Source organism: Streptomyces sp. NBC_01255 (genome assembly GCF_036226445.1).
Taxonomy (GTDB): Bacteria; Actinomycetota; Actinomycetes; order Streptomycetales; family Streptomycetaceae; genus Streptomyces.
The window spans coordinates 55,913-74,328 of record NZ_CP108475.1; the positions used below are offsets into that span (position 1 = coordinate 55,913).

22 protein-coding genes are annotated in these 18,416 nt (G+C 73.0%); 1 reads left to right on the plus strand and 21 read right to left on the minus strand.

Annotated elements, in window-relative coordinates; translation table 11 throughout:
- Positions 1–62 precede the first annotated feature (62 nt).
- The 16 genes from OG357_RS38270 to OG357_RS38345 form a co-directional block, all read right to left on the minus strand.
- Complete coding sequence (locus tag OG357_RS38270; protein ID WP_329625885.1) at positions 63–569, minus strand: hypothetical protein; 507 nt, start codon at positions 567–569, stop codon at positions 63–65.
- Entirely contained in the window at positions 566–979 is a 414-nt protein-coding gene (locus tag OG357_RS38275; RefSeq protein ID WP_329625886.1) for a RapZ C-terminal domain-containing protein, read from the minus strand. Before OG357_RS38275 ends, OG357_RS38270 begins: the two co-directional genes overlap by 4 nt.
- Positions 980–1,075: 96 nt before the next feature.
- Positions 1,076–1,507, minus strand: coding sequence for an NUDIX hydrolase (locus OG357_RS38280; protein WP_329625887.1), 432 nt, complete (start codon positions 1,505–1,507; stop codon positions 1,076–1,078).
- Between the two features lie 85 nt (positions 1,508–1,592).
- Positions 1,593–2,711: a DNA polymerase III subunit beta gene (dnaN, locus tag OG357_RS38285; RefSeq protein WP_329625888.1), complete on the minus strand. Its 1,119-nt coding sequence runs from the start codon at positions 2,709–2,711 to the stop codon at positions 1,593–1,595.
- A 111-nt stretch (positions 2,712–2,822) separates the two neighbouring features.
- Positions 2,823–3,299: a hypothetical protein gene (locus OG357_RS38290; RefSeq protein ID WP_329625889.1), complete on the minus strand. Its 477-nt coding sequence runs from the start codon at positions 3,297–3,299 to the stop codon at positions 2,823–2,825.
- Between the two features lie 3 nt (positions 3,300–3,302).
- A complete protein-coding gene (locus OG357_RS38295) occupies positions 3,303–4,121 on the minus strand; it encodes an Lsr2 family DNA-binding protein (protein ID WP_329625890.1) in 819 nt (272 codons plus the stop codon).
- 9 nt (positions 4,122–4,130) lie between these two features.
- Positions 4,131–4,646, minus strand: a complete 516-nt coding sequence (locus tag OG357_RS38300) for a WhiB family transcriptional regulator (protein WP_329625891.1) — start codon at positions 4,644–4,646, stop codon at positions 4,131–4,133.
- Complete coding sequence (locus OG357_RS38305; RefSeq protein ID WP_329625892.1) at positions 4,643–5,104, minus strand: hypothetical protein; 462 nt, start codon at positions 5,102–5,104, stop codon at positions 4,643–4,645. The genes OG357_RS38300 and OG357_RS38305 overlap by 4 nt, the downstream gene beginning before the upstream one ends.
- Positions 5,101–5,784 carry a GGDEF domain-containing protein gene (locus tag OG357_RS38310; RefSeq protein ID WP_329625893.1) on the minus strand — a complete coding sequence of 228 codons (684 nt, stop codon included), beginning with the start codon at positions 5,782–5,784 and terminating at the stop codon, positions 5,101–5,103. Before OG357_RS38310 ends, OG357_RS38305 begins: the two co-directional genes overlap by 4 nt.
- Before the next feature lie 92 nt (positions 5,785–5,876).
- Entirely contained in the window at positions 5,877–6,182 is a 306-nt protein-coding gene (locus OG357_RS38315; protein ID WP_329625894.1) for a hypothetical protein, read from the minus strand.
- A gap of 462 nt (positions 6,183–6,644) precedes the next feature.
- The gene (locus OG357_RS38320) at positions 6,645–7,490 is read right to left on the minus strand and encodes a hypothetical protein (protein ID WP_329625895.1); all 846 of its coding nucleotides are present in this window, start codon (positions 7,488–7,490) and stop codon (positions 6,645–6,647) included.
- Positions 7,491–7,581: 91 nt separating this feature from the next.
- On the minus strand, positions 7,582–8,535 hold the full coding sequence (locus OG357_RS38325) for an ATP-binding protein (RefSeq protein ID WP_329625896.1): 954 nt from the start codon (positions 8,533–8,535) through the stop codon (positions 7,582–7,584).
- A 126-nt stretch (positions 8,536–8,661) separates the two neighbouring features.
- The gene (locus tag OG357_RS38330) at positions 8,662–8,973 is read right to left on the minus strand and encodes a hypothetical protein (protein ID WP_329625897.1); all 312 of its coding nucleotides are present in this window, start codon (positions 8,971–8,973) and stop codon (positions 8,662–8,664) included.
- A 118-nt stretch (positions 8,974–9,091) separates the two neighbouring features.
- Positions 9,092–9,745, minus strand: a complete 654-nt coding sequence (locus OG357_RS38335) for a hypothetical protein (protein WP_329625898.1) — start codon at positions 9,743–9,745, stop codon at positions 9,092–9,094.
- A gap of 126 nt (positions 9,746–9,871) precedes the next feature.
- A complete protein-coding gene (locus OG357_RS38340; protein ID WP_329625899.1) occupies positions 9,872–10,384 on the minus strand; it encodes a hypothetical protein in 513 nt (170 codons plus the stop codon).
- A 17-nt stretch (positions 10,385–10,401) separates the two neighbouring features.
- A complete protein-coding gene (locus OG357_RS38345) occupies positions 10,402–10,830 on the minus strand; it encodes an RRQRL motif-containing zinc-binding protein (RefSeq protein WP_329625900.1) in 429 nt (142 codons plus the stop codon).
- Positions 10,831–10,964: 134 nt separating this feature from the next.
- On the opposite strand from OG357_RS38345, the gene OG357_RS38350 reads away from it, so the two are divergent.
- Positions 10,965–11,195, plus strand: a complete 231-nt coding sequence (locus OG357_RS38350) for a helix-turn-helix transcriptional regulator (RefSeq protein ID WP_329625901.1) — start codon at positions 10,965–10,967, stop codon at positions 11,193–11,195.
- 348 nt (positions 11,196–11,543) lie between these two features.
- Here the strand turns inward: OG357_RS38350 and OG357_RS38355 are convergent, their stop codons facing one another.
- The 5 genes from OG357_RS38355 to OG357_RS38375 form a co-directional block, all read right to left on the minus strand.
- Positions 11,544–12,326 (minus strand): hypothetical protein, encoded by a 783-nt coding sequence (locus OG357_RS38355; RefSeq protein ID WP_329625902.1) that lies wholly within the window; start codon positions 12,324–12,326, stop codon positions 11,544–11,546.
- A gap of 116 nt (positions 12,327–12,442) precedes the next feature.
- Positions 12,443–12,934: a hypothetical protein gene (locus OG357_RS38360; RefSeq protein WP_329625903.1), complete on the minus strand. Its 492-nt coding sequence runs from the start codon at positions 12,932–12,934 to the stop codon at positions 12,443–12,445.
- Positions 12,935–13,019: 85 nt separating this feature from the next.
- Positions 13,020–15,155 (minus strand): chromosome segregation protein ParM, encoded by a 2,136-nt coding sequence (locus OG357_RS38365; RefSeq protein ID WP_329625904.1) that lies wholly within the window; start codon positions 15,153–15,155, stop codon positions 13,020–13,022.
- Positions 15,156–15,243: 88 nt separating this feature from the next.
- Positions 15,244–15,633: a conjugal transfer protein TraB gene (locus OG357_RS38370; RefSeq protein ID WP_329625905.1), complete on the minus strand. Its 390-nt coding sequence runs from the start codon at positions 15,631–15,633 to the stop codon at positions 15,244–15,246.
- Between the two features lie 35 nt (positions 15,634–15,668).
- Positions 15,669–18,128, minus strand: coding sequence for a hypothetical protein (locus OG357_RS38375; protein ID WP_329625906.1), 2,460 nt, complete (start codon positions 18,126–18,128; stop codon positions 15,669–15,671).
- Between the last annotated feature and the right edge of the window lie 288 nt (positions 18,129–18,416).

Below are 18,416 nucleotides of genomic sequence, written 5' to 3' on the forward strand. Positions count from 1 at the left end.
AACGCAGGAAGGCCGGCACCCCACGGGTTCGTGGGGTGCCGGCCTTCTTGGTGTTGCGGCGTTCAACGGGCCCAGACCGCGACCTGGGGGTCCCGATCGGGATCGGGCATCGCGGCTGCGGTCGCCAGCGCGGCGGGGTGCCGCATGGCGGTGACCTGGACGGTGCCGAGCTCGTCGGGTCGGGCCCAGACGAGGTACCAGGTGTCGTCAGGGTGGCGCTGGATCGCGGCGTGGGCGTGGACGGCCCGCGGGATGCGGGGGATCGCCTCGTCGGGGTCGTCGCCGGGGTAGAGGCACCAGCGGTTCCAGGCGTGGGCGCGGTCCATGTAGAGGGCGGCGGCGTGGATGGTGGTGGCCCAGCGGTGGTGGCCGAGGAGGACGAAGAGCGCCGGGTGGTCGCCTTCGTCGGCATCCGGGGCGGGCAGGCCGATGATGTGCAGGCCGCCGAGGACCGGGGTGAAGCCGAGGACGGCCGAGTCCTGGTCAGGTGTCCAGATCTGTTCCGCGGGGTGCATGGTGCCGTTGTCGCCAGCACTGGTTACGAGGTCGTACAGGCCGGTGGTGGTCATGCGCTCGCCCCGGTGTCGGCCGGCTTGAGGACGCGGGGGAGATGGACGTGGAGGTGGTCGACGTCGACCTGGCGGCCGCGGGCGCGGAGTTCTCGGGCAAGGAGTTCAGCGAGGCCGGCTGCCCTGTGCTTCCCGCCCGCACAACCGATAGCGATGCGGCGAGGGCCGGCGGGCAGGTCGGCGTACTCGGCGAGGTTGGCGAGCAGCTCGCGGGCGCCGGGGGTGTTGAGGACGATGTCCTGGACGCGGGGGTTGAGGCCGTCGAGGTCGAGGATGTCGCGTGCGGCGGCGGGGTCGCGGAGGCGGTCGCGGACGTCCTCGATCCGGTCGGCGGCGGGCGGGATGGGCTGGCCGTCCGGGCCGGTGGTCAGGTGCAGGTAGCCGAACGAGATCAGACGGATCGGGTGCAAGGGGAATCTCCTGCTCGAGGTGAAGGGCGGGAACGGGGGCGGCCGCCCTGTGGTGTTCGGGCGGCTCCGTCGGACGTGGGTGTGGGCGCGGTGGGGTCAGCGGGTGGGGCGCAGGACGGCGTTGAGGATGTCGGCGTGGTCGAACGCGAGCGGCTGGGGGAGGTCGGTCAGGGGCCACCAGCGGGCGTCGCGGGCGTCGTCTCCGGCGGTGGCCTGGGTGTTGGCGGGGACGGTGGCGAGGTAGGTGACGGTGACGTACCGGCCGCACGGGTCGCGGTCGGGCTGGTCCCAGACGCCGACTAGGCGCAGCTCGTCCTCGGCGACGCGGACGCCGGTCTCCTCCTCCAGCTCGCGGACGGCGGCCTGGAGGCCGGTCTCCCCGTCATCGACATGGCCACCCGGGAGTGCCCAGTGGCCCTCGTAGGGGTCCCAGTTCCGCTTGATGAGCAGGACACGGTCGTCGTCGGTGACGGCGACGACGTCGGCGGTGTAGCGGATGGTCGCGTGGTTCTCGTGGGTGTCGGTCATGGTCGGCTCCTTGAACGGGTGCTCGGTGGGGATCGGGTCGGGTGGAACGGGGTCGGGCCGCGTTGGTCCCGGCCCCCGGGGTGGGTCAGTCGGTCTGGCGGATCGGCATGAGGAGGTAGCGCAGGGCCTGGGCGTCGCTGCTGTGGCCGCGCAGGACGGCGGGCTTAGTGGGCGAGGTGAAGCCGAAGGTCATGGACTCGTCCGTCAGCGCGTTCAGCCCGTCGAGGAGGAAGGTCGGGTTGAACGCGATGGTGAGCCCGTCGCCGTTGAGGGCGGTGTCGACGGCGTCGAGGGCCTGGGCGTCGTCGCCGCTGCCGCTCTCCAGGACGAGGGTGCCGTCGTGGGTGAAGGTGAGCCGGACCGGGCCGTCCTTCTTCGGTGAGACGAGGGCGACGCGCTGGACGGCGGACTTGAGGGCGGCGATCTCCACGGTGGCGGTGTGGGCGAACTCGGTGGGGAACAGCGCGGCGTACTTCGGCAGCTCGCCGTCCAGGGCGCGGATGGTGGTGGTGTGCTGCTCGCCGCGCAGGGCGAACAGGCCGCTGCCGGCCGGGAGGGCGAGGTCGACGGTGGCGTCGTCGGCGGCGGCCTTGGCGGCGTCGAGGAGGGCGCGGCCGGGGATGACCGCGCTGGTGTCGGGGAGGGCGGCGTTCTTCCACGGCAGGGTGCGTACGGCGTAGCGGTAGCGGTCGGTGGCGGAGAGGGTGAGCGTGCCGGCCTCGTGGTCGTGGCGCAGGCTGACGCCGGTCAGGACCGGCAGGGCCTCCTCGCGGCTGACGGCGCAGGCGACCTGGGCGACGGCTTCGGCGAAGGCCGGGGCGGACAAGGTGCCGGTGGTGGTGCCGGGCTCGGGGAGGGTGGGGTACTCCTCCAGGGGCAGCAGCGGCAGGGTGAAGCGTGCACTGCCGGCACGCAGGGTGAGGCGGGTGTCGTCGAGGTCGAGGTGGACGTCGCCGCGGAGGGTGGCGGTGATGTCGGCCAGCAGCCGTCCGGGGACCAGGGCGCGGCCGGGCTTGGTGACGGCGGCCGAGGCGGCCGTGTCGGCGGAGACCTCGTAGTCGAACGCCCGGACGCACAGGCGCTCGCCGCCGGTGGCGTCTAGGAGCAGGCCGGCCAGGACCGGGGCGGGCGGCCGGGAGGGCAGGGTGCGGGCGGCGTAGCCGACGGCCGCGGCAAGGTCGGCGTGGTCGATCGTGAGCTTCACGAGGGTGTCCCTTCGGGGCGGTGAGGTCGAGGAGCAGCTGCGTGGGCGCCGGGGCGGGGAGCCGCCCGGCGGTGTGCGGGCGGCTCCGCCGGTCGTGGGCGGGTGAAGGGCTCAGGAGCTGGGGGGCGGGCTGCCGGTCTCGTGGGCGTGGATCAGGTCGGTGATGGCGTCCGCGTTCTCGGCGGTGCCGACCCAGGCGCCGGTCTCGGTGAAGACAGGCACGGTGTCTACCTCGGGGTCGAAGACGACGAGGTAGGGGCCGTAGCGGTCGAGAACCATGTCGGCCAGGTGTCGGGCGGGTGCGGCGGCCAGGAGCTCCAGGGCGTCGACGTCAAGGCGCGGGCCGCCCCCGTCGCCGGGGCCGGGCACGGCGAGGTGGCCGCCGATGCGCAGCAGGTCGCCGGGCTGCATCAGGGTGAGCAGGGCGTGGGCGAGGTGCGGGTCGGCGGTGCGGCAGGCCCAGACGGTCTCGTCGACGTTGTCGTCGGTGGGGGAGGAGATCACCCGGAAGCGGGCGGTCAGGCCGTCGTCGCCGCGGACGGGGAGCTCGTCGAGGTAGCCGTCGAGAAGCAGGGGTATCGCGGTCACGGTTCAGCCCGCCTTCCGGGCCGGGGCGGTGGGGTGGGCGGCGGCGTACTTGTCCAGGACCGTCTTGCTCGGCAGGCCCCGGTCGGCGACCTGGTGACCGTTCTCGCGCGCCCAGGTCCGGATCGCGGTGAGCTCGTCGCGGCTGTAGGCGCCGCTGGTGCCGGTGCGGATCGGGGTGGGCGCGACGGCGGCCGGGTTGCGGGTGCCGGTCCTCACGGCACGCAGCTCCTGTTCCGCCTTCTCCAGCGCCTCGCGGGCCTTGGCGACGCGGGCCTCTGCCTCGCGCTGCGCGGCCTCGCTGTCGCGGCGGGCGGACAGCTCGGTGAGGGCGGCGGTGATGCGGGCGGCGCTCTTGCGGACCGAGGCGGCCGGGTGCGCGGTCGCCCAGTCGATCAGCTTCTTCAGGGAGTCGGAGCCCGGGAGCGGGATGACGGGCACGTCGATCACCGGGGTCACGGAGGCGCCGGCGCGGGGCAGTTCGAGAACCTTGTCGGCGATGAGGTCGCTCAGCTCGGCCTCGGTCAGGCCGGTGGTCTCGCGGATGGCCTGCTCGCTGGCGCCGTCGGCGTGCATCGACAGCGCGACGGACTGGTGCGCGGAAAGGGTGCCGGTGGTGGTGGTCGTCATGGTGGCGGGTTCTCCGGTTTCCGGGAGCGGGTGGGTGGTGGCGGGCAGTCCGAGGACGTCCAGGAGGAGCGCGAGGTCGGTGGTGTCGCGGGCGTGACGCGCGACGGTCCGCGCGGCGGCGGTGAGCTGGGGCGCCGGGCTGGGGTTCACGGCCAGCGCTCCGGCCTGGGCGCTGACGGTCAGGTCGTTGAACACGGGCGCCTCCTACGCGGCCTTGAGGCAGGCCTCGAGCCGGGAGCAGTTGAGCCGCTGCTCCTCGGAGGTGAGCCGCGGCAGCACGTAAAGGGGGCCGTTGAGTTCGCGGTCGAGGTGGACGATGCGGGCCTGGGACACGGGCAGCGGGGTGTGCCGGGCAGCGGCAGCCCGCTCGCGGCGGGCCTGGTCCCGGGCGGCCAGGACGTCGACCCAGTCGGGTCCGAGCCGGTCGGCCAGGCGGCGGCGCAGGACGCGGCGCTGGGCGGGGGTGGTGCCCGCGAAGACGTTCTCCGGGGTCTCGTTGACCAGCGCCCACCGCAGGCAGGCGGTGACGACCGGGCAGGCGGAGCAGGCACGCCGCGCCTGCTCCAGCCTCTTGTGCGCCGCCTTCTTCGTGTCGCCGCTGAGGTCGCCGAAGCCGAGGTCAAACAGCTCGGGGCGCGTGCGGCAGCGGGTCGGGGCGGGGGTGTGCGGGAAGGGGAAACGGGGGTCGGGCGTGGGCTCGGTGTGGTGGATGCGGCTCATGACGCGGACTCCGGGGTGAGCTGGGGGAGCTGGAGGCGGACCTGGTCGACGAGGGCCTGCGTCGGCTTCCACGCGCCGAGCTGCCCGCGGACGGCGGGGATCGGCAGCGGGAGCTCGTGGACGTCGGCCAGGACCAGGTGCCAGGCATCGGTCTGGGCCCAGGGGGAGCAGGGCGGGGTGCCGGCCGGGTCCTGGTGGCAGTCGGTCAGGCGGGCGATGCCGATGACGGCGCCGGTGTGCAGGTCGCGGCCGCGGATCGCGGTGGCGACCAGCGGGTCACGCAGCGGGGCGCGTTCAGTGGTCTGTCCGGCGTGCAGGAGGAGCCAGCCGCGCCACGGCCAGTGCACGGGCCGGTTCTCGATGGTCTTTCCGGCGAGGACGCAGGTGGTCCAGGGCTGGCGGTTCGTGATGCCCCGCACCCAGGTGCCCGGGTCGGCGGGAAGGGTGGGGTCGCTCATGCGGCACGCTCCAGCGCGGTTCCGGGCCGGCCGACGCGACGTCCGTTGACGGTCGGCGTCTGGAGGTCCTCGATCTCCGCCCAGCCGTAGTGGCCGGAGTGCTTGGTGCGGTACATGGAGACGTCCGCGCCGCGCATCAGGGCGGGCAGGGCGTGGATGCCGAGGTAGTCGGGGGCGGCGGCGCCGACCGACGCGGCGACCGCGACGGGCCCGGCCTCGGTGGGCACGGGCTCGTGCAGGGCGTCCACGAGGGCCTGGAGGTGCTGCCCGATCGCGTCCTCGCCGACGAGGGTGTCCGTGCGGGTGGCGACGGCGAACTCGTCTCCGCCCAGGCGGCCGACGACTCCGTGGGGTCCGGCCCAGTGGGCGAGGCGCTCGCCGGTCGCAGCGAGCGCAGCGTCGCCGGCGGCGTGGCCGTGGGTGTCGTTCAGACCCTTGAAGTGGTCGAGGTCGACCAGGCAGAGCAGGGAGTCCTGCCGGTGGCGGGCGAGGAGGCGCTGGGCGCGGTGCTCGAACGCGGCGCGGCGCTGGGCGCCGGTCAGCGGGTCGCGGCGCTCGGCCGCGAGGCGCCGGTGGAGCGTGAGGGCGTGGAGGGTCCAGCCGGTGAGCGGGACCGCGAGGGTGGTGATGAGGAGAGCGCGCTGCCCGATCGGGCCCGGAACGCGCGTGACGGAGGCCATACTTGGATCTCCCTCTCGTCTCGTACGGGATGGGTGAACCCGGGGCAGGCGGACTGGTTTGGACGCCGATGTGCGTCTGTCCCGGGGCGGAGCTACAGCGCGAAGCCGCTGCGGGTGGTGCAGCTGAGCGGGTTGTGCCAGGGCCCGGCCTTCGCGGCCGTCCACTCCATCTGCCAGCCGGGCCGCAGCCCGGACGCTCCCCAGCTGTCCGGCTGCTTGCCGGGGATCTCGAGGCCGGCCCCGTGCGCGGCGAGCGCGGCGTCGTACACCTCGTGGGCGCGGCGCAGGGCCGCGGCCGGGGAGTCAGCGACGCCGGTGAAGACGTGCAGACCCCTGCGGGCCGGGTTGGCGGTGTCGTGTATCGGGACGTCTACCTCGTAGAACTCGGGGTTCGGCATGACGACCCATCTCCTTCCTTGTCTGGTGCGTGAGGGGCCACCGCGTCCCCCCGGCCTTGGTGGCTGGGGCGGCGTGGAAGCCCGTCGCGGTCGCGACGAAGAGGGAAGGGGGGCTGTTCCGGCCCAGGGGGGCCGGGCCGGAACGGTTGCGCTTGCGGTCACGGGGGCGGTCAGTAGCCGCGGTGGTCGTCGACGACGTCGGCCGTCTCGACCATCTGGGCGACCAGGCGGTAGATGTCGCGCGCGGGTCTTCGATCAGACCGCTGTCGCCGGGGCGCTGGCGCCAGGCGGTGTCGGGCAGCGCGGCGAGACGGGCCCGGATCTCGGGCAGCCGGTCGGCAGAGGAAGCGAGGTGCATGTGGGTGTTCCTCACGCGGGAGAAGAGCGGGCTGGGCCCGTGGTGGGAAGGGCCCGGCCCGGCGAGAGTCGGAAGGGGGAAGGCGGGTCGGCGCGGAGTGTCCGTCAGGCGCGGTAGACGGGCGGGCGGACTCCGGCGCGGAGTTCGCGGATGATCGAGCAGGGGCCCTTGGTGGCGCAGTACGCGTCGTCGGTGTCCGGCAGGGCGTTGCCCGGGGTGCCCCACATGTCGCGGGCAACCGCGTTCACGGCGCGCAGCATCGCGCCGTTGTTGGGGCGGCAGGCGCTGTTGGTGCCGCCGACGCCGTGCCGGGCGGCGCTGATGATGTGCTGGCGGGCCTGGCGGGCGGCCCAGCGACGGCGGTCGGGGCCGGCGTTCTCGTGCACGTCCCCGCCGCTGTGGAAGGTGTCCAGGTGGCAGGCGGTGCAGTGGTAGGTGACCATCTGCTGCGGGGTGCCGCCGCGGCTCCACGTGCCTTCGAACTCGTAGACGATGACCTCGGCGCCCGGGATCTCGGTGTGCGCGAAGGCGGTGACGAGGCCGACGCCGTCCGCGAGCGCGCCACGCTGGGCCTGGTTCCAGAAGACGCGGGGGACGAAGTCGTCCCAGCCCTTGCCGTGGGGCCACTTCGCGTACATGACGCCCTGCGAGGCGTCGAAGGTCGCCTTGCCGTCGGCGTTCTCGCGCTTGTACTGCTCGATCTGCTCGATCGATCCGAAGTAGATCGCGCTGAACTCCTCGGACTCCAGGAAGATCAGCCCGTAGCCCTCGGGGCGGGTGTCGTGGCCGTTCTCCCGCAGCATCTCGACCATGTCCTCGTAGCCGGGGTTTCCCGGGGCAATGGTGCCGACGAGGGGCAGCCGGTAGGAGTTGCAGCTCGTGACGTGGGCCGGGTTGGTCTCGCTGACGTTGTGCGCGTTGCCGTACGTGTTGGTGATCGTGATGTTCATGCGTTGGTGTCCTTCCCGGGGTGACGGCGGGCGCCCGGCGGGGCCGGGTCGCGGCGGGTTGTGGTTGTCCGGCGAGGCGTTGGGGCGCGGCTTACGCGCGGATCGCGTCTGCGTACTCGAGGTCGTCGTCCTGGTCGTAGTCGGCGGGGCCGCCGTGGACGGTGCAGACGGTGTCCGTTTCGTCGAGGGCGCCGGTGATCGCGTCGAGGAGCGTGGTGACCGAGTGGGCGGGGGTCCAGGCCGGGGCGGTGCACTCGTCGTCGGCGGGGCAGGCGGTCAGCAGGTCGAAGCCGTAATCGCCCTCGCCGTCGACGTTCTCGCGCAGGGCGAGGCGGAGGCGGTCGGCGCCGAGGGTGATCTCGGCGACCCGGTCTCCGCCGGCGAGCGTGGAGCCGTCGACCCACCGCCACAGCGGCAGGACCGCATCGCCGAAGACGCGGCGGACGAGGAGAAGGGAGCCGAGGCCGGGGTGGCCGTCCCAGCCGAGGTCGGCGCGGCGGGTGTCGCTGGCCCGCTGCAACAGCGGCTCCAGGCGGTGGAGGGTGTCGGCGAAGACGACGTGGTCGAAGCCCTCGTTGCGCAGGCCGGGGAAGGCAGTGACGGCGGCGGCGTGCTGGGCGCGGACAGTATCGGCGGGCACGGCGCGGTCGGGCGTGCGGGCGGTCTGCCGGATGACGCAGAGGGAGACCGGCGTGCCCATGAGGACCGCGACCGCGGGGACGCCGTGGCGGCGGGCGGCCTGCACCAGCCCCGCCCGTACGGCCTTCTCGCAGTTCGTGGCGTCGATGACCGTGGTGCGCTTGCGGGCCAGGCGGGCTTCCAGGACGGTCCGCAGGGCGGCAACCGCGTCGACCGTGGCGGCTTGGTCGCCGGCCTCGTCCGAGACCATCGCCCGGAACGCGTCGAGCTCCAACACCTGGGACGGGGACCAGGTGGAGGCGAAGGTCGACTTGCCGGAACCGGCGGCACCGATCAGGACGACGACGGCCGGGTCGGGGATGGTCGTGTCGAGCGGCTGGAGCGTGGCGGTGAAGGTACGGGCCATGAGCGCGAGTTCTCCTGGGAGGACGAAGAGCGAGGGCAGCGGTGAGGAGGAGAGGTCGCCGCTCCGTGCGCCCCGCCCTGTCGTGAGGAAGGCGGGGCGCACGCGGAGCGGGCCGGGCGGTTCGGGTCAGTCACCGGCCGCGGTGCGGTACTCCTGCGTCATGTCCCAGACGAGCGGGCGCAGGAGCTCGTGGGCCCGGCTCAGGAACACGTCGCGGGAGGTCTCGTCGGTGCTGTTGAGGGCCTCGTCGAGGTGGGACGAGGCGGTCTCCAGGTCCTCGTGCCCGTTGATGCCGGCCGCCTCGTAGCGCGGGGCGGCTGTATCGAGCTGGCTGATGAGGGCGGCGAGGTCGGTGGCCGGGGTCTGCTGCGTGACGTAGCCGATGTCGGCGGCGTAGCGGCGGATGAGGGTCTCGGCGGTGAGCACGGTGGCGGTCATCGGCGTTCTCCTGCGCGGTGGGTGAGGCCGTCGTACGGCCCGGGCCGGGCTGTCCGGTCCTCCGCACCGTCCCCGGACTCCGCGCGGTGCGCGGGCCAGGGGGCGGCACAGGGAGCCGTCAGACCGTGCTCGGCGCCACCGCGTCGAGGGCCTCGGTCTTGCGGGCTCGCGGGGCGAGGTCCTCAAGAATGTCCCGGACGTTGGTGATGGGGACCGGCGTCGGGTCGCCGGCGGTCAGGAGCGTGTAGCGGTGCTCGGGGGTGCCGCGCTCGTCCTCCTCGCGGCTGTAGTGCAGGACCGCACCGGGGGCGAGGTAGTAGGTGGCCTCGCCGTTGGTGTAGCCGCGCCACCGGCCGGGGTTGCTCAGCAGCTGGTCGCTGAGGTCGATGCGGTAGGCGGCCTGGGCGGCGCGGCGTGCGGCGTCGTCCTCGGCGGCCGCAGCGACCTGGTCGAGCGCCTCGCTCAGGCCGCTCGGTACGGCGACGCCACGGGCTTCGGCCGCGCGGGCTTCGGCAGCGGTACGCATCTCGGCGACGTCGGCCTGGGCGAAGCGGCGGCGCAGCGGGGCGAGCATCGCGTCGGCGACCGTGGTGAAGACGAAGACTCCGCCGAGCGAGATGGCGCCGGCGGCGGCCAGACGCAGGTCGGCGTCGAAGGTGGCCGGGTAGTAGGTGTAGCCGGCCACGGCGCCGCTGACGGCACCGGCCAGCATGGTGACCATGTCGGCGCCGTCGAGCAGGGCCTGGATGGAACGGCGAACGGATGCGCGCACGGGGTTCTCCTTCGGGAGGGGTAAGGGCGGCCCGCAGAACTGCGGGCCGGTTCAAGGCGGGTCAGGAGGGCGGTTCGTCGTGCCCGGCCGGGCGGCGCGGGCGGAGGAGCGTGTGGGAGCGGCCGGTTACCGGGTCTTCGCGCCGGTGGTGGCGATCAGGGCGGCGACCGTCTCCCAGCCGTGGTGCCAGGCGCTATCGAGGTGGAACGCGCCGTTGATGCCGTAGTCGGCCAGGCGGTAGAAGCCGCCCTTGCCGGCCTTGGTGGCGAGGTTCTCCAGCAGGCCCTCGCCCGGGACGCGCCGGTCCGCGGCGTAGTGGGTGCCGAAGGACACCGCAAGGGCGAGCGCGGCGGCGGCCGGGTGGACCCGGATGCCAAGCGCGCGGACACCGAGCCCGGCGACGATCGCCTGCGTGGCCGCGTAGGTCAGGCAGTGCTCCAGGCACGCCTTACGGCCGTCAGCCGTGCCGTGGACCGTCTTCTTCTCGGTGACCGGGTCCTCGTAGGTGACCGGGTGGTCGTCGGACGCGCCCTTCACCCGGGCGCAGAAATCGTTCTGCACCCAGAAATCTCCGATCGCGCTCCCGGCACGGGTCAGTCCGAGCAGGGCGGCGAAGACGGCGGGACGGTGAGCCTGCATGAGGTGGTCCTCTCGGTTCAGGCGGCCAGCAGGTGCGGGGCCGGGGGAGCGAGGTAGGAGGCGGGGTCGGCGGGCGTGCCGTCGTAGCACTCCAGGCACGAGCCCAAGGCCTTCAGAGGGATGCAGTGGAAGTAGCGCCGGCGGCAGGTGCCGCAGGTCTGGCGCTTGGCCATCGCCTTGTCGAGCGCGGCCTCCTTGGCGAGGGTCATCGGGAACTTCGGCTTCGCCAGGTCGATCCGGTACAGCCACGCGAACCGCCGGCCGCCGCGGCATTCGATGCGGGCGACGGGCTCCTGGCCGCCGGGGCGCAGGCCCATCTCCCGCAGCTGACGGCGGGTCGCGAGCCCGGGGCCGGCCTGGCGCCACCGGAAGACCGGCAGGGAACCGTCGCCGGGGTCGTGCGGATCGACGTCGACCAGGTCCTCGTCGGTGTCGTGGGCGTGCACGGGTGCCTCCCCCGGAGTGAGTGGGTGGTCTCGCTCGGTGCACCACCACCATGCTGTAAAGGGGTTTACTATGTCAACGGGTTAACAGCCGAAAGACGTTGACAGGCTGGTGGGATGGCTTGATCCTCGTAGGCATGACGAATTCGGATACCTCCGCGCACGTCGGCGTCACGGAGATCGGGGAGATGCTGGGCGTCAGCCGCCAGCGGGCGAACGCCCTCGTGGCCAGGCCGGACTTCCCGCCGTTCCTCGCGCGGACGAAGGCGGGCCGGGTGTGGGAGCGGGCGGCCATCGAGGAGTGGGAGAAGGGCTGGGACCGTACGAACGTCGGCGGCCGGCCTCCCAGATCCGCCCCGCAGCAGTAGCAGCACAACGACAGGCCTCGAGCTGGAAGCGCGCCGTACGGATCATCCGTGCGGCGCGCTTCTGTGTGAGGCCGGACCGGACGTCATCGGCTCCAGGGGCCGGGGAGCCGGTCGGGGTGCCGCGGGTAGCGGGGGCCGGGGCGCTGCGGACGGGGCCGTCCGATCCGGCGGCGCGGGCGAGGGAAGAGCACGGTGTGTCCTCCAACAGGGAGGACGGCGGGCAGTGCTGCGCCCCGCCGACGAAGAAGTCGTCGACGGGGCGCGGAGGGGTGGGGTGGGTGGCCGGTCGGCCTGTCCAGCCTTCGCACACCCCAGGGGTGGGCGAAGGCCAGGCGGAGCGACCGGGGGTCAGAGGTTGGGGAAGCGGATCACCGTCGGCGGGGTGTCGTCGCCGGGCGGGGTGGGCGCGGGCAGCGTGGCGTGCAGGTGGAGCTCGGGGCGGAATTCCGGGCTGAACACCGGCGCGGTCGGGGCCGCCTGATGGTTGTGGATGACGGGGCGGAAGGTCAGGCCGCGCAGGGCGAGGATGCTGGTGAGCGCCCAGACGAAGGCGGCGAGCGCGGCGGCCAGAAGGCGACCACCGGCCGGGGAAGCGGTCCAGACGATCCAGATGCTGCCGGTGCCCCACAGGGCCCACAGGATGCGTGCACCGGTGATGCGCAAGTATCCGCCGATCAGACCGATCAGCCCGGTGGCCTGCCACAGGGTGTAGACGGTGGCGCCGGACAGGGCAGGCAGGTACGCGGCTTGGCCGTCGAGGAAGGTACGAATCGGGGTGGTGAGGGTGGGCCAGATGCCGCCGGTGTCGTGCCCCAGGTCCATCTGAGGGCGGGGCACCGTGCTGGTGATGACCTCGGCGATGGCGCCCAGCACGCTGCCAGCCGCGCTGAGCAGCATCACCACCACCCCGGCCGCGACCACCAGCGCAAGGGCCTTGATCCAGTGGGCGAGGCCGTGCCAGTCGGCCTTCGGGGCGCGGCGGATGTCCTCCCACACGCCGTGCAGGACACCACCCTGATCCCAGGCGCGGTTCCACCAGGCGCCGGCGGCGTCCAGCCGCGCCCGCACGCTGCTCTTCGCGGACGGCTTCGAGGTCGGAAGTTCGGGGGTGCTTTTCAGTCCGGTCTGCATCGCCGGGTGCTCCTTCAGGAAGGGGACGGTGGTGGTGCTGGGCCGGGCGGCCTGTCCCGCTCTCGTCCTGCCGACCGCCGTGGGGCGGGGACGAGAGCCGGGCGGAACGACCGGATTCAGCGGTTGGTGATGCGGCCGAAGAACCCGCGGGCGGTCTGCTCGGTGTGCTGCACGTGCTGGGTGACCGGGCCGGCGTAGTGGTTCTCGGTGCGGGTGACGGTCGCGCGGGCGTGCTGGACGGCACTGCCGATCGCGGTGGCCAGAGCGGCGAGCGCGGCGAGCGGCAGGGTGACCATCAGCACGCTGGTGAGGGTGACGGCGGCCAGGCCCTGGAGGACCAGCCAGACGCCGCAGCCCGCGCCGGTGATCCCGGCGCCGATCCCGATGGAGGCGACGGCCGTCCCGGCCGCCCAGGCCGGGACGATCCGGGTCTCGGGCTGAAGCACCGGCGGCGTGGGCCCGAAGGCCGGCAGCGGGGTCTCGTCCCGGAACGACGTCGGGACCGGAGCCGACGGCTGGTCGCGGAACTCGGTACGCAGAATCCGTTCGGCCTCGACAGCGGCCTCGGGGTCGGACATCGGTCGGCCGGGAGCGGGGCGGTAGTGCATGCAAGTCTCCGATCGGGGATGGGCGTGGGCCCGGTCGCGCAGCACGCGGCCGGGCCCACGGGGATGGGGGAGCGGGAGGGTTGGGTCAGGGGACGAGGGTCTTGATGGCTTCGAGGGCCTGGCGGGCGGAGGTGACCTCGGCCCGGCGCTTGCCACCCGGCTTCCCGCCGCCGCGCCGGCGCGGTCCGTCCTCGTCGCCGTCGTCGGGGGCGGGGTGGAACTCGCCCGGACGCTCGGGCTCGTTCCAGTCGAACCACAGGCCCCGCTTGTCCAGCTCAGTGATCTCGTGATCGGTGAGCCGGACGACCTCGTCGGGAAAGATCTGCGCGAGGTCGGTGTCGAAGTCGGCGTAGAGCGAACGCATAAGGACGGCGCGGCCGTTGTCCAGGATGATGACCGCGACGCCGCCGGTGGAGACTCCGTTCTCCGGGTCGGCCTCGCCTCGCATCGCCCGCTCGATCACCGAGCCCTCCTGCTGGGAGTAGCGGGTGGGGATCGAGGGGACGTCGTGAGGGTTTTCCATGGCGCCCTCGACGGCCTTGCGGGTGGAGGAGGGGTTGCCCATGTTGAACACCACCGCGCGGGAGTTCTGCCGCAGGTTGGCCTTCATGCCGGAGGAGAACCCGTCGTGCGCGAAGGGGCTCTGTCCGGCGGGGACGAACCCGATGCCGTACTTCAGACCGGTGACCGTGAGGTCGTCACCGTCCTTCTGGATGAACTCGCCGTACTCCTCGTCTTGCGACGCGGTCATGAACTCGTCCGCGAACACCGCCAGCTGCGGGTAGGGGCAGCGCGGGTCCCCGGGCTTGAAGTCGTGCGGCTGACCATCGTGCGACCAGGGCATCTCCGCCCGGATCTCACACAGGGCCCTGGCCGCGCGCAGGGAGCGGGCCATCCACAGCGCGTTGGAGCCCTGCCGGTCGATGTACTGGCCCAGCACGGATGTTTTCTCGTCCTTGCGGACCGTGGACAGCCACGACACCCCGCCTCCCAGCGACTGGGCGGCCATCGCCAGGGCGAAGTACTGCGTCTTACCGCTGCGGGAGACGCCGAGGATCAGGCCGTGGCAGGGGGCGTTCTTGTCGTGCTGGTAGATCATGTTCTTCACCGGCTGGCCGGTGGTGGTGTACCCGCACACGTACATCCCCTTGGCATCGGGGGTGAGCAGTTCGCGGGTGGCGGGGAAGGTCTGCGACAGCGGCGGGGTGTCGAAGACGCTGATCAGGAACTCGTGGCCGTCGATGAGGACGAACACGCACGAGTCGTCGGCCGGGACCCCAAGACCGCGGCAGACCTTGGCGAGGTCGATCCGCGGCTCCTCGGTCTCGTCCGTCATCCGCCCGCGGTAGAACGTCACGCCGCGCTCCTCATCGCGGGTGCGGGCGACGAGCTCGGAGCCGGGGGCGCCGCCCTTGGCGCCGGCGACCTTGTCGGCCCACCGTTCGTTCAGGGTGGGGGCCTTGGCGCGGCGGGCGGTGGCGTCGGGGGTGATGTGGACCTGGAGCCAGCCGGGCCCGCCTTGCCTGCCGTCCGGCTGCTGCTCTACCGGCGCCAGGGCGACCTCCTCCTCGAAGACCGCGAACGCGGCGGCGACATCGGCCTTGGAGAGGGACTTGATCGGGCGTCCGGGGTCCCTGGAGCGCAGCAGGATCGTCAGGTCCTTCGCCGTGTCCGGGTGCGGGATCGCCTTCACCAGCAGCGTGCCGCCCGGCAGGCCGGCCCGCTCCCACAGCTCGCGTGCGCTGCGGGTGTAGAGGGGGGCGCCGTCCTCGGGGTGCAGCGGCACCTTCTCCGCTTCGGCCGGGGCGGGCAGGGCCGCCGTCGCGGGCGCGGCGGCCGGGAGGACGGGGGCCGGGGCAGACAGGGCGGGACGGTGGCCGCGCCGTCCGGTGCGCGACAGCGGCGCGAGCGTGCCGCAGAGCAGCGCCCAGCCTGCCGCGAGCAGGACGTCGGTCTGCCAGGGGCCGTATCCCGGCGTCCACACGGCCGCCAGGTCAGCCCCGGCGGCCAGGGCCAGTGGCATGGAGCGCAGGATCCGCTGGCCGGAGCCGGGCAGGCGGCTGATGCCAGCGTGGAGGGCGTTCGCGGTTCCGGCGGCGCCCGCCAGGAGCAGGGCGATGTTGGCCGGGCCGTCGGGGGTCAGGTTCGGGGCGATGGCCACGGCGGGGGCGGCCAAGGTGTAGGCGAGGCGTTCGAGCGCCACACTGCGCGGCAGGACCATCGGGGACTCTCCTGGGAAACAGGGTCAGGGGCCGGACCGCGCGGTGGCGGTCCGGCCCCTGACATGGGCGAGGCGGGGTGGGGTGGGGCTACTCGGCAAGGAACCCGGGCTTGGGGGTCCTCTCCCGGCGGCCCGAGCGGACTTCGTCGAGCTGGCCGTAGAGCTTGGCGTGCGAGTTCTGGACCACGCGGGAGTGAGCCGCGCCGGCGACCGCGTCCTCGGCCAGGCGCTGGATGTGGACGGCCGCGCCGCCCAGCGCGGTGGAGACCGCGAAGGTCAGCTCCACGAACCGCGGGTCCAGGTCGGCGGCCTCGATGGCCTGGGCGGTGTCCTCGGCCTTCTTCGCGTTGGCCTTCATCCGGCGCAGCAGGACCTCGAGCTCGACGGCCTTGTCGTCCAGTGCCTTCGACAGCTTGTCCAGCTTGGCCTGGGTGGCCTTGTAGCCGTTGTCGTCGCTCGTGATCTCGTCGGTGCTCATCGGGACGGTGTCTCCTCTCGATGGTTCGGGTCGGGTCAGTCGTGGTGGGCGGCGGCCGAGGCGTGGGCCAGGCCCGCGTCCCGCTTGGCGTCCATGTCCTGGCCGTAGACGCGGGCGACGCCGGCGGCGGCCTGCACGGCGGCCTCGGCGGCGTCCGCGCACTCCTGGGCGCACCGCCCGGCCTGGGCCGTCATCGTGTTCAGCGCCTCGGACAGCTCGCTGATCTGCGAGATGATCTGCTTGTCGACGTTGTGGTCGTCGGCCAGGTCGTCGGCGATCTCCTGGAGCGCCTTGGCCGTGGCCAGCAGTCGGCCGATCATGTCCTCGGCCGTCTCCTTGTCGCCGAGAGCGGTCAGGGCGATGTTGGTCATCTCCACCAGGTACTGGTCGAGAGTGATGTCCGTCCGGTGCTTCGCGGCCAGCTGCGAGCCGGCCGAGGCCGGGGTGTTGCCCATCGACGGGGCCTCCTTGGGGGTGGTGTCGGGTGGTACGGACTGCGCCGGGATCCCCGCCCCGGGGCCGCTTCCGGCCGGGGCGCTGTTGCCGTCCCAGACAGGCGTCGAAGGCGCGGGCGGGCGGGAGTGCCCCGGTACGAGGAACCCCAGGAGCTGGGTCTCGGTGAGGCCCTCCAGGGGGTCGGCCTTGCCGCCGGGCGCCTCGCCGGAGCCAGAGGGCTTGCCCTTCTCGGCCGGTTTGCTCTCCTCGGCGGGCTCGCTGGGGCTCTCCTTGGAGGCAGCCTCCGGGCCCGTTTCGGCGGCACCCTTCGGGGACGCTTCCTCGGGATTCCAACTCTCCGCGTCGATGCGGTCGCCGTCGCTGATGACCTCGGCGTCGACGACGTCATCGGCGGTCTTAGGGCGAAGTGGCGGGCGGGCACGCTCGCCTTCCGCCTCCATCCACAGCGGAGCCCGCGGCCCCTCCTCGACGGGGGGCTTGTTCTTGGTGAGCCGGTCCTTGACGCGCTCACCGAACGACCGCTTTCCCGGGGCCGGTTCCTCGCCTGCACCCGTCTTCTCGGAGCCGTCAGACGGCTTCTCCTCGACGATCTCGGCCTCTTCCGGCTCCGTGCCCGTAGACGCACTTGCCGGGGGCTCTGAGGGGCTTTCAGGGCTCTTGGCGGCGGCCGTGGACTCCTCGGGCCCGGCGGGCTTCCCGGTCTCACTGTCGTCGCTGCCGGACTCCTTCTCCTCCTCCTTGGCGACCTTGGCCGTGCCGGGATCGCCCGGCTCCTTCTTCTCGGCCTTGTCCTTCTCCGGCCCACCGGGCTCCGTCGTCTTGTCGCCGGATCCCTTGGCCGCCTTGGACTCGTCGGCTTCCTTGCTGCCGGACTCGTCCTTGCCGCCGGCCTTCGTGCCGTCCTCGGAGTCCGACCCCGGCTTCTCCGTCTTCCCGGTGTCGGTCTCGTCCTTGACCTTCTCGGACCCGGCCTTCTCCTTGTCCTTCTCCGTACCGGACTTGCCCTCACCGGACTTGTCCTTGGCAACCCGGGCGGCCTCGGCGGCCTCGCGGCGCTTGTCGAACCGCCGCTGCGCCTCATCCCCGACCGCCGCGCTCAGCGTCGTACGCCCGGCCTCAGCCGCCTTCTTCTTCTCGCGCCGGGCCTTGCGCTCCTGGCGTCGGGCCGCGCGGGCGGCGCCGCGCTCGGCCCGGTCCTTCTTCTCCTGCTCCTGCCGGGCCTCGCGGTCCGCCCACTCCTTGTCCCCGGCCCGCTGCTTCTCGGCGCGTGCCTGGTCGCGGTCCTTCGTGCGGTCTTGCAGGCCGGCGGCGTGCTCGGCCGCCCGCCTCGCCTCGCGGGCCTTGCCCCGATCGGCATGCCGTTCGGCGCGGGCCGACTGCCGGGCCGCCATCCGCTCCTGACGCGGCGAAGCACCGCCGGAGCCCCTGGCGTCCCGGCCACCGCCGGTTCCGCCCCGGCCGCCTCCGGCCGGGGACTGCTCCTTGGCGCGCTGCCGTTCCTGACGGAGCTGGTCCTTGTGGCGGCGCTTGTCCTCGTTCGCCTTCGCAGCTGTGGCCTGCTGGTCCGCCTTGGCCCTGGCCTTCTGCTCGCGGCCCTTGTCGTCCGCCCGTACCGAGGACGGCGAGGCGGCGGAGGACCTGACGTCCTTGCGGCCGCCCTTGTCCGCGCCGGATCCCGCGCCACCCCGGCCGCCGCCCGACCCGGAGGCGTTCGGGCTGCCTCCGGGGCGACCGCCGCCGAAACCACCGCGCGCGCCGCCGGTCCCGCCCCGGCCACCGCCGGAGGCGGAGGTGCCGGAGCCGGACTTCATTGCGGCCGCGTCGCCCTTTCCCTGGGCGGCTTTCTTGTCCGTCGCCGCCTGGATACCGGCCTGGCGCAGTTTGTTGTGCGCCTCCAGCAGAGCGATTTCGCGGTCGCTTTCCGATTTGAGGCGGGCGACTTTCGCCTCGATGACCGCCTCGCGGTAGGGGCCTTCGGCCTCGAGACCAGCATGGCCCCGGGCGATCCGGTATTCGAGCCAGTCGCCGACCCTTTCCATAAAGGTGCGGCTCGGCTCGTATTCGAATTCACCGTCCCCCTCTTCTCCGCTGTCGGATTCTGCCGGGGCCGGGGAATAGGCCGGGGCGGATTCGGCGCGCAGAACACTTTCTGGGGAAATGGGCTCTCTGATGGGCGGCAGTTCGATGGTCCGCTCCATCGGGGTTTCCGGGGGGATTTCACTGGGCGGGGGAATGAGGCGGTCGATATCGGCGAGCGGTACGGGCCGGTCGGTGACATCGCCTCCCGGGGGAAAGGGGATGAGCTGGCCGGGGCCGTCGCCGGGACC

What these genes read in the sequence shown, in the direction of transcription:
- OG357_RS38320 (WP_329625895.1), bottom strand. Translation starts at nt 7,490, where the DNA reads ATGAACATCACGATCACCAACACGTACGGCAACGCGCACAACGTCAGC.
- OG357_RS38280 (WP_329625887.1), bottom strand. Translation starts at nt 1,507, where the DNA reads ATGACCGACACCCACGAGAACCACGCGACCATCCGCTACACCGCCGAC.
- OG357_RS38365 (WP_329625904.1), bottom strand. Translation starts at nt 15,155, where the DNA reads ATGGTCCTGCCGCGCAGTGTGGCGCTCGAACGCCTCGCCTACACCTTG.
- OG357_RS38360 (WP_329625903.1), bottom strand. Translation starts at nt 12,934, where the DNA reads ATGCACTACCGCCCCGCTCCCGGCCGACCGATGTCCGACCCCGAGGCC.
- OG357_RS38340 (WP_329625899.1), bottom strand. Translation starts at nt 10,384, where the DNA reads ATGCAGGCTCACCGTCCCGCCGTCTTCGCCGCCCTGCTCGGACTGACC.
- OG357_RS38310 (WP_329625893.1), bottom strand. Translation starts at nt 5,784, where the DNA reads ATGGCCTCCGTCACGCGCGTTCCGGGCCCGATCGGGCAGCGCGCTCTC.
- OG357_RS38305 (WP_329625892.1), bottom strand. Translation starts at nt 5,104, where the DNA reads ATGAGCGACCCCACCCTTCCCGCCGACCCGGGCACCTGGGTGCGGGGC.
- OG357_RS38355 (WP_329625902.1), bottom strand. Translation starts at nt 12,326, where the DNA reads ATGCAGACCGGACTGAAAAGCACCCCCGAACTTCCGACCTCGAAGCCG.
- OG357_RS38375 (WP_329625906.1), bottom strand. Translation starts at nt 18,128, where the DNA reads ATGGAAAGGGTCGGCGACTGGCTCGAATACCGGATCGCCCGGGGCCAT.
- OG357_RS38370 (WP_329625905.1), bottom strand. Translation starts at nt 15,633, where the DNA reads ATGAGCACCGACGAGATCACGAGCGACGACAACGGCTACAAGGCCACC.
- OG357_RS38315 (WP_329625894.1), bottom strand. Translation starts at nt 6,182, where the DNA reads ATGCCGAACCCCGAGTTCTACGAGGTAGACGTCCCGATACACGACACC.
- OG357_RS38270 (WP_329625885.1), bottom strand. Translation starts at nt 569, where the DNA reads ATGACCACCACCGGCCTGTACGACCTCGTAACCAGTGCTGGCGACAAC.
- OG357_RS38325 (WP_329625896.1), bottom strand. Translation starts at nt 8,535, where the DNA reads ATGGCCCGTACCTTCACCGCCACGCTCCAGCCGCTCGACACGACCATC.
- OG357_RS38330 (WP_329625897.1), bottom strand. Translation starts at nt 8,973, where the DNA reads ATGACCGCCACCGTGCTCACCGCCGAGACCCTCATCCGCCGCTACGCC.
- OG357_RS38350 (WP_329625901.1), top strand. Translation starts at nt 10,965, where the DNA reads ATGACGAATTCGGATACCTCCGCGCACGTCGGCGTCACGGAGATCGGG.
- OG357_RS38300 (WP_329625891.1), bottom strand. Translation starts at nt 4,646, where the DNA reads ATGAGCCGCATCCACCACACCGAGCCCACGCCCGACCCCCGTTTCCCC.